The organism is Nocardiopsis halotolerans DSM 44410, from assembly GCF_000341065.1.
In the GTDB taxonomy this organism is placed as follows: domain Bacteria; phylum Actinomycetota; class Actinomycetes; order Streptosporangiales; family Streptosporangiaceae; genus Nocardiopsis; species Nocardiopsis halotolerans.
On the sequence record NZ_ANAX01000180.1, the window covers coordinates 1 to 7,959 of the forward strand.

Here is a 7,959-nt window from a genome sequence, read left to right on the forward strand (position 1 = left end):
GGCCAGCGCCACAGCGGCGCCCACGGCGGCGGTGTAGCCGAGGGAGGCCTGTTCGGGCAGGTCCGCGCCCAACACCACGCGGATCCCCGTGTCGTCGCCCAGGGCGCCCGCCCGCCGCGCGGCGGCCACGGCCCCGGCCACCGCGCGCGCCGCCGGCTCCCGGGGGCGCAGCGGGCCGTTGGGCGTCGCCACGCGCACGCCGCGGTCGGGGGCGGAGCCGACGGCCGCCGTCACGCCCCAGGGCAGGGCGGTGTACAGAGCGGCCCCTCCGCTGGCCACGGTGTGCTCCCCCATGACCGCGAGGCGCCCGGGCGCGTGCCACACACCCGCGGGCGGTGCGCCGAAGCGCGTCTCGAACCCCCGCACCAGCGCGTCGGCGTCCGGTGCCTCCTCCGGCCACGGTCCCCGCGGCCCCGCCGAACGCACACCCAACACGGCACGCAGCCGCGCTCCCGCGCCCCCCACCGACGCCCCCTCCTGACGGTTGACTCCTGTCCCCAAGTCTGCCCAAGCTCCGGACGTGTCCGTGATCACCCCGGGCGAGAGCCTCGTCCCGGTCCGCGCGCGCGGCGCGGAGGCCGGGCGGGAAGGGGCGGAGGCGCCGCGGGGGGACACCGCACGGCCGGTGTCGCGGAACCCCGGTGACCGCGTGCACGGCTGGGTAGGACCCCGGGTGACACAAGTGACGGAAGGGGAGGCGGCGTGGCAGCGGCGCTGGACCGGGCCAAGGTCACCGGCAGGCACTACCGGAACCTGGCAATGGACACGTACTGGGAACTGCGTCGGCGCAGACCCGCGGTCGACCACCTGGTACGGGCCTACGAGCGCTACGCCGACCGCAACGGCAACCAGCTGGCCGGAGCGGTGACCTACTTCGCCTTCCTGTCCTTCTTCCCCCTGCTGGCACTGGCCTTCGCCGGGGTCGGCTACCTCGCGGCCGTGCAGGTCGAGGTCGGCGACTACCTCCAGCAGGCGCTGGACGACGTCCTGCCGGGCCTGGCCGGGCAGCTGCCCATCGACGAGATCTCCCAGGCCCGGGTGGGCGCGGGCGTCATCGGTGTGCTCGGTCTGCTCTACGCGGGCCTGAACGCGGTGGCGGCACTGCGCGAGGCCCTGCACTCCATCTGGCTGAAGAGCATCAAGGAGGGCCCCAACCTCCTTCTGCGCAAGACGGCCGACCTGCTGCTCATGCTGGCCCTGGGCGCGGCACTGCTCCTCACGGTGGCCTTCACCAGCATCGCGCAGGCCGCCACGCAGTGGCTGCTGACGCTGGTGGGCCTGGACGGATCCCTCCTGGCCAACCTGGCCCTGCGGGCCCTGGCCCTGGCGATCGCCGTCGGCGTCAACATGCTGATCTTCATGCTGGCGTTCTCACTCCTGTCGGGCAGCGGGCGGCCCACGTGGACGATGTGGCGCGGAGCCCTGCTGGGCGCGGTCGGGTTCGAGGTCCTCAAGGCCGCGGCGGCGGTGCTGCTGGCCGGGACGCTCAGCAACCCCGTCTACGCCTCCTTCGCCGTCCTGGTCGGTCTGCTGGTGTGGATCAACCTCGTCATGCGCCTGGTGATGTTCAGCGCGGCGTGGACGGCCACGTGGCTGCCGATGCCGCCGCCCTACACCGGTTCGCTGCCGCTGCCGGAGGAGAACGGGATGGACTGGACCCGCCCGGCCCCGGCCCCGCGCGTCCCGCCGGAGGAGCTGGCCGGGCGCCTGAGGGCCCGGCGCACGCTCACCGGAACGTTGTCCCTGCTGGGGGCGGTGAGCGCCGCCGGCGCCACCGCGTGGATGCTGCGCCGCCGCGACGACCGGCCCAAACGGGTGGGTATGGGCGGTCGCGTGTAAACAGAAATTCTTTCCACGGAATTCGCGTTACGCGAGGCGGTTACCCCGTATGTGCGAGGTGTGCGCGGGGTAGTCCTCCCGTGTCCCGGTTGACCGGTTCTCCGGGACACAACGGTGCGTCGACCACAGCGGTCGGCAAACACCCCCTCCGGAGGGCAGATGGGAATCGCATTCAACGCGTCCGAACGTGCGACGATCGGGGTGGAGTGGGAACTCCAGCTCGTCGACAGCCGCAGTCGGCACCTGAGGCAGGAAGCACAGAAACTCCTCTCCGAACTCCCCGATCTCAGCTCCGGGACGTCCGGTCCCCCTCTGCGCCACGAACTCATGCAGTCCCAGGTGGAGGTCGTCACCGGCATCTGCGAGACCGTCGGGGAGGCCAGGGAGGACCTGGCCCGCAACCTCGACCGGATGCGTGACGTCCTGGCTCCCTGGGGAGCCGCGCTGACCTGCTCCGGAACCCACCCCATCGACGACTGGCGGGACCAGGAGATCAGTCCCGGCGAGCGCTACGGCGAGCTGCTGGAGCAGATGCAGTGGCTGGTCCGGCGCATCCTGACCTGCGGTGTCCACGTCCACGTGGGGGTGCGCCACAGGGACAAGGCCATCCCGATGGTCAACGCACTGGCGAGGTACCTCCCGCACTTCCTCGCCCTGAGCGCCTCCAGTCCCTTCTGGGGCGGGCAGGACACCGGACTGGCCTCCGCGCGATCGGTCATCTTCGGTACCCTCCCCACCGCCGGACCACCGCCGAACCTTCCGCACTGGGTGGCTTTCGAGGAATACCTCGAAACGCTTCTCAGGGCGGGTACCATCGCCTCTATCAAGGAAGTGTGGTGGGACATCCGTCCGCACCCTGATTTCGGCACCATCGAGATCCGGATGTTCGACGGGATTCCCACCCTGCGCGAGGTGGGAATGGCCGCCGCGCTCTCTCAGAGCCTGGTGGAGCTGTTCGATCACCAGCTCGACCGCGGGTACGGACTGCCCAGCCCGCCGTCCTGGGTGGTGAAGGACAACAAGTGGCGTGCCACCCGCTACGGACTCGACGCTCGTGTCATCACGGACTCGCGCGGAACCACCGTTCCGCTCCGTGACGACCTGTACGAGCTGGTCCGCGAGCTGAAACCGGTCGCGACCCGCCTGGGTTGCGCCGAGGACCTGGACCAGATCTCCGAGATCCTGGACAAGGGCGCCTCCTACGAACGTCAGCGCGCGGTCATCGCCGAGGGAGGCTCCCTCGACGACGTCGTGGACATGCTCGCCGCCGAGCTCCGCGGCGGTCCCACCCGCGCACGGGTCGGTGCCGGCGACGGAGCCGGTACGCGCTGAGACGTGGAGAAGAGGGGACCCTCGCATGCAGGGACATGACCTGCCGGAACAGTTGACCGCTTTCCTGGCGCGCCACGGGCGGGATCTGAGCGGCTTCCGCCGGGACCTGCACATGCACCCCGAACTCGCCTTCGCCGAGCACCGCACCACGGGGCGGATCGCCGAACGCCTACGCGACGTGGGGCTCAAACCACAGGAGCTGCCCCAGGGAACGGGCCTGATCTGCGACATCGGCTCGGGGACCGGCCCCCTGGTGGCGCTCCGCGCCGACATCGACGCCCTGCCCCTGACCGACGAGAAGGACGTCCCCTACCGCTCCACCGTGCCGGGGGTCGCCCACGCCTGCGGGCACGACGTGCACACCACGATCGTGCTGGCGGCGGGGATCTTCCTCGCTCAGCTGGAGCGGGCGGACGCGCTGCCCGGTCGGGTCCGCCTCGTCTTCCAACCCGCCGAGGAACTCCCGGGCGGCGCCGTGGAGGTGGTCAAGGCAGGCGCCCTGGAGGGCGTGGACCGCATCTTCGCCCTGCACTGCGACCCCCGCCTGATGGCCGGCCGGGTCGGCCTGCGCACGGGCGGTATCACCGCCGCCTGCGACCAGCTCATGGTGCGCCTGTCGGGTCCGGGCGGGCACACCGCCCGGCCGCACCTGACCTCCGACCTCGTCTACGCCCTGGGCAAGGTCGTCACCGAACTGCCCGCCGCGCTGTCCCGGCGGATCGACCCCCGGGCCGGGTTCAGCCTGGTGTGGGGGCGCATCAGCGCCGGGTCCGCGCCCAACGTCATCCCCGACGACGCCGTCGCGGAGGGCACCGTGCGCTGCCTGGACGACGAGGCCTGGCACGCGGCCCCCGACATCGTCAAGGGCCTGATCGAGTCGGTGGCCTCCGCCTACGGGGCCGAGGCCGACGTGACCTACCGCCGGGGGGTCCCGCCCACCATCAACGAGTCCTCCAGCGTCGACATCATGCGCGAGGCGGTCTCCCTGGCCCTGGGCGCGGAGGCCGTGGCCCCCACCCCGCAGAGCCTGGGCGGCGAGGACTTCGCGTGGTACCTGGAGCAGGTCCCCGGCGCGCTGGCCCGCCTGGGCACCCACTCCCCGGACTGGAGCGGACCCATGCTGGACCTGCACCGGGGCACCTTCGACGTGGACGAGCGCGCCATCGGCGTGGGCACCCGTTTCATGGTCACCACCGCGTTGACGGCGCTGTGGGAGAGCACCCGCCACGACTCCCGGGTGGACACCGAGGAGGCGCTGGCCTGACGGGTCCGGGACGCGGGCGGGGAACCACGCGCCACCGCACGGAAGGTGGCCGAACGGAGCGCGACCGAGCGCATAGCATGACGGGCTTCCCCGCCCCGCCCCCGGCCGACGCGGGCCGATCCCGCTGTTCACCGGCCTCGACGGCGAATCCGGCCGGGTCCGCTCGGGATGTCGGGGCACGTCCCGGTCTGGTGGCATCCTGAATCCATGAACGAGCCACTCACAGTCGACCAGATCCGCCGGGCGCCGAAGGTACTGCTGCACGACCACCTCGACGGCGGGCTGCGCCCGGCCACCGTCGTGGAACTGGCCAGGGAGACCGGCTACACCGGGCTGCCCACGTACGACCCGGACGAGCTGGGCCGGTGGTTCCGCGAGGCCTCCGACTCCGGCTCCCTGGAGCGCTACCTGGAGACGTTCGCGCACACCACGGCGGTCATGCAGACCCGTGACGCCCTGGTGCGGGTCGCCGCAGAGGCCGCGGAGGACCTGGCCGCGGACGGCGTCGTCTACGCCGAGCAGCGTTACGCCCCCGAACAGCACCTGGAGGCCGGACTCACCCTGGAGGAGGTCGTCGAGGCCGTCCAGGAGGGCCTGGACCTGGGGCGGAAGCGCGCGGCCGACCAGGGGCGCAGTATCCGTACCGGGCAGCTGGTCACCGCCATGCGGCACGCCGCGCGGTCGTCGGAGATCGCCGAGCTGGCGGTCCGCTACCGCGACGCGGGCGTGTCCGGGTTCGACATCGCGGGCGCGGAGGCGGGCAACCCGCCCACCCGCCACCTGGACGCGTTCGAGTACCTGCGCCGGGAGAACTTCCACTTCACCATCCACGCGGGCGAGGCGTTCGGACTCCCCTCCATCTGGGAGGCGCTCCAGTGGTGCGGCTGCGACCGCCTGGGCCACGGCGTGCGCATCATCGACGACATCGACACGGACACCACCGGCGCTCCCCGCCTGGGGCGCCTGGCCCAGTACGTGCGCGACAAGCGGGTCCCGCTGGAGATGTGCCCCAGCTCCAACGTGCAGACCGGTGCCGCCGAGTCCATCGCCGGGCATCCCATCGGCCTCCTGCACGACCTGCGCTTCCGCGTCACCGTCAACACCGACAACCGCCTCCAGAGCGGAACCAGCATGTCGGAGGAGTTCGCCAAGCTGTCCGAGGCCTTCGGGTACGGCTGGGACGACCTCCAGTGGTTCACGGTCAACGCCATGAAGTCGGCCTTCCTGCCCTTCGACGAGCGCCTGGCGCTGATCAACGGGATCATCAAGCCCGGGTTCGCGCAGTTGAAGTGGGCGACCACCTGATGGACGGATCCCACCCCACCACCCACTACGCAACCTTCACCCGGGTGGCGGCGATCGTGTGGATCGTCATCGCGGTCCTGCTGCTGCTGGACGTGGTCCTGCGCGGCGAGGGGCGTGAGGCCTGGATCGCCGTCGCCGTGCTGGTCGCGACCATCGCCGCGGCCTACCTCGTGTGGCTGCGCCCGCGCGTGGTCTCCACCGAGCGCGGTCTCCGGGTGATCAACCCGCTGCGCGAGACGTTCGTGCCGTGGTCGGCGGTGCTCTGGGTGGACGTCACCGACGTCCTGCGGGTGCACACGCCGGGGCGCGTCGTGCGTTCGTGGCCGCTGCGTGAGACCAAGCGCCAGAAGGTCCGCGACAACATGCGGCGCGAGGCGGGCTACCGCGACGCCGATGACGACGAGGACGAGGCCGGGGCGCGTCCGGTGGACCTGGCCGCCCGGAGGCTGCGTCAGGACGCCGAGCGGTACAAGACGCGTCCGCTCAGCGGGCCCGTCAGGGACACGGCCGAGGCGGGCCCCGCCGCGCTGGGCGCGGAGGACGAGCCGCAGACCATGGTCCCCCTGGAGGTGATCGTGGTCGTCGCCGCGACCGTGTCACTCGTCGTGGCGGTGTTCCTGCTGGCCTGAGCTCTCCTTCTCCCCGGGGCCGGCCCGGTCTCCACCACGCGTGAGGCCGGGCCCCGTCATGTCCCGGGACGGGGTTGACGCGCCCGCCGACTTCTGGTTAGGTAAGGCATGCCTAAGGGAGAGTATTCCGGGTGGGCGACTTCGCGCGGATGGCCGCCCACCCGGAACCTCTCCCCGGGGCGACGCGCGCGGTTCAACTGAATAACGGGAAGAAGGTGCCCGGGTCGCGAGTCCAACGGGATCTGCGGGGATTCCGCGCGACACGAGCACCGGGGCAAGCACCGCCTCCGGCCGCACCGCGGTCGGTACCGTCCACCCCATGGCCTCGGGGTGTACGCTCGCCACGCCGGTACCGGACGGGTCCGGTCGGAGGCGCCCCATCCGTTCCCGTCCGCCCCATCCGAGGTCAGAGCCCCTCGCATCACACTGGCAACGCTTACGGCCGTCCGCTAGGACTGGCTGATCACCCTGTTGAGCAGTTCGCCCAGCCTGCGTGCCCGCTGCGTGACGACCTCCAGGGCGCGGTCGGCCTCGAAGGGCTCGAACACCGCGCCCACGGCGTCGTTGCTGACCATCGCCAGCCCCAGCACCTCGGCGCCCGCCTCCACCGCCGCGACGGTCTCCAGTGCCATCGAGTGGCCCACCAGGTCCGCGCCCGCCTGGCGCAGCACCTTCAGCTCCGCCGGGGTCTGCGTCTGCGGTCCCGGCGTACACACGTACACACCCTCGGGGAGCGTGCCGTCCACCTCCTGGACGGCACGGCGCAGCCTGGGGGAGTAGGCCTCCGACAGGTCCACGAACGAGGGCCCCGCCAACGGGGACCGGGAGGTCAGGTTGATGTGGTCGCGCACCACCACGGGCTGCCCCGGGGGGAAGTCGGTGCGCAGCGACCCGGCCGATCCCGTCAGCACGGCGGTCGTCGCACCGGCGGCCACACCCGTGCGCACCGCGTGGACGACCTCCATCGGGCCGAAACCCTCGTAGAGGTGGACGCGCCCCATGAACACGGCCACCCGCTTGTCGCCCACCCACATGCTGCGTGCCCTGGCGGAGTGCCCCTCTGCGGCGGGAGCGTGGAAACCGGGCAGCTCGGTGACGTCGAACTCGATGTCGTACGTGCCCAGCGTGTCCACCGCGCCCGCCCAGCCCGAGCCGAGGACCACCAGCGCGTCGAAGCTGTCGGCCCCGGCACGGGACAGCAACTCGTGCGCCGCGCTGGCCGCCGACTCCTTCGCCTCGCCGGTCGTCACCGACCGCTGCTCTGGTTCCATCACACGACGGATGCTACCCCTGAGCGGCCCTAACGCCCGGGAGCACGCGGACGTGTGTCCCCGTGGGGAACGACCCCGGTCACAGCTCGGCGGGCAGGCACTCCCGGGCGAGCAGTTCCGAGACGTACCAGTCGGGCGCACCGGCCCTCTCCGCGGCACGCGCGAGCTCGCCCAGCTGGAGAGCCGAGGGCATCCCGCCCTCGTAGCCGTCGAGCACGTAGGCCCACGCCCTCACCAGACCCCGATCGAACGTTCGGGCGTGTACGGTGACCTTCCTGTACGCCCGCCCGTCACCCGCCACCGCCCTCAACGGACGGCC

Annotated in this window: 8 protein-coding genes; 5 read left to right on the top strand and 3 right to left on the bottom strand. The window is 72.0% G+C overall.

From position 1 onward, the window contains the following. On the bottom strand, positions 1 to 465 hold a 465-nt coding region (locus D455_RS0113920; protein WP_017571328.1), incomplete at its 3' end, for a galactokinase family protein. A gap of 237 nt (positions 466 to 702) precedes the next feature. Between D455_RS0113920 and D455_RS0113925 the strand changes: the two genes are divergently transcribed. From D455_RS0113925 to D455_RS0113945, 5 genes are all read left to right on the top strand, one after another. Next, positions 703 to 1,839, top strand: a complete 1,137-nt coding sequence (locus D455_RS0113925; RefSeq protein ID WP_026122614.1) for a YihY/virulence factor BrkB family protein — start codon at positions 703 to 705, stop codon at positions 1,837 to 1,839. 159 nt (positions 1,840 to 1,998) lie between these two features. After that, a complete protein-coding gene (locus tag D455_RS0113930; protein WP_017571329.1) occupies positions 1,999 to 3,171 on the top strand; it encodes a glutamate--cysteine ligase in 1,173 nt (390 codons plus the stop codon). Positions 3,172 to 3,196: 25 nt separating this feature from the next. Then, positions 3,197 to 4,435: a M20 family metallopeptidase gene (locus D455_RS0113935; RefSeq protein WP_017571330.1), complete on the top strand. Its 1,239-nt coding sequence runs from the start codon at positions 3,197 to 3,199 to the stop codon at positions 4,433 to 4,435. 207 nt (positions 4,436 to 4,642) lie between these two features. Then, positions 4,643 to 5,740 (top strand): adenosine deaminase, encoded by a 1,098-nt coding sequence (locus D455_RS0113940; RefSeq protein WP_017571331.1) that lies wholly within the window; start codon positions 4,643 to 4,645, stop codon positions 5,738 to 5,740. Continuing rightward, positions 5,725 to 6,369 (top strand): PH domain-containing protein, encoded by a 645-nt coding sequence (locus D455_RS0113945; RefSeq protein WP_017571332.1) that lies wholly within the window; start codon positions 5,725 to 5,727, stop codon positions 6,367 to 6,369. Before D455_RS0113940 ends, D455_RS0113945 begins: the two co-directional genes overlap by 16 nt. A gap of 449 nt (positions 6,370 to 6,818) precedes the next feature. Here D455_RS0113945 and D455_RS0113950 read toward each other — a convergent pair whose 3' ends face one another. Both D455_RS0113950 and D455_RS0113955 read right to left on the bottom strand, forming a co-directional pair. Next, a complete protein-coding gene (locus tag D455_RS0113950; RefSeq protein WP_026122615.1) occupies positions 6,819 to 7,643 on the bottom strand; it encodes a purine-nucleoside phosphorylase in 825 nt (274 codons plus the stop codon). A gap of 76 nt (positions 7,644 to 7,719) precedes the next feature. Continuing rightward, positions 7,720 to 7,959, bottom strand: a 240-nt coding sequence (locus D455_RS0113955; RefSeq protein WP_026122616.1) for a gamma-glutamylcyclotransferase, incomplete at its 5' end; no start/stop codon positions are given.

Bases quoted from the DNA above. Each gene is read 5' to 3' on its own strand.
- D455_RS0113940 (WP_017571331.1), top strand. From the start codon at position 4,643: ATGAACGAGCCACTCACAGTCGACCAGATCCGCCGGGCGCCGAAGGTA.
- D455_RS0113935 (WP_017571330.1), top strand. From the start codon at position 3,197: ATGCAGGGACATGACCTGCCGGAACAGTTGACCGCTTTCCTGGCGCGC.
- D455_RS0113930 (WP_017571329.1), top strand. From the start codon at position 1,999: ATGGGAATCGCATTCAACGCGTCCGAACGTGCGACGATCGGGGTGGAG.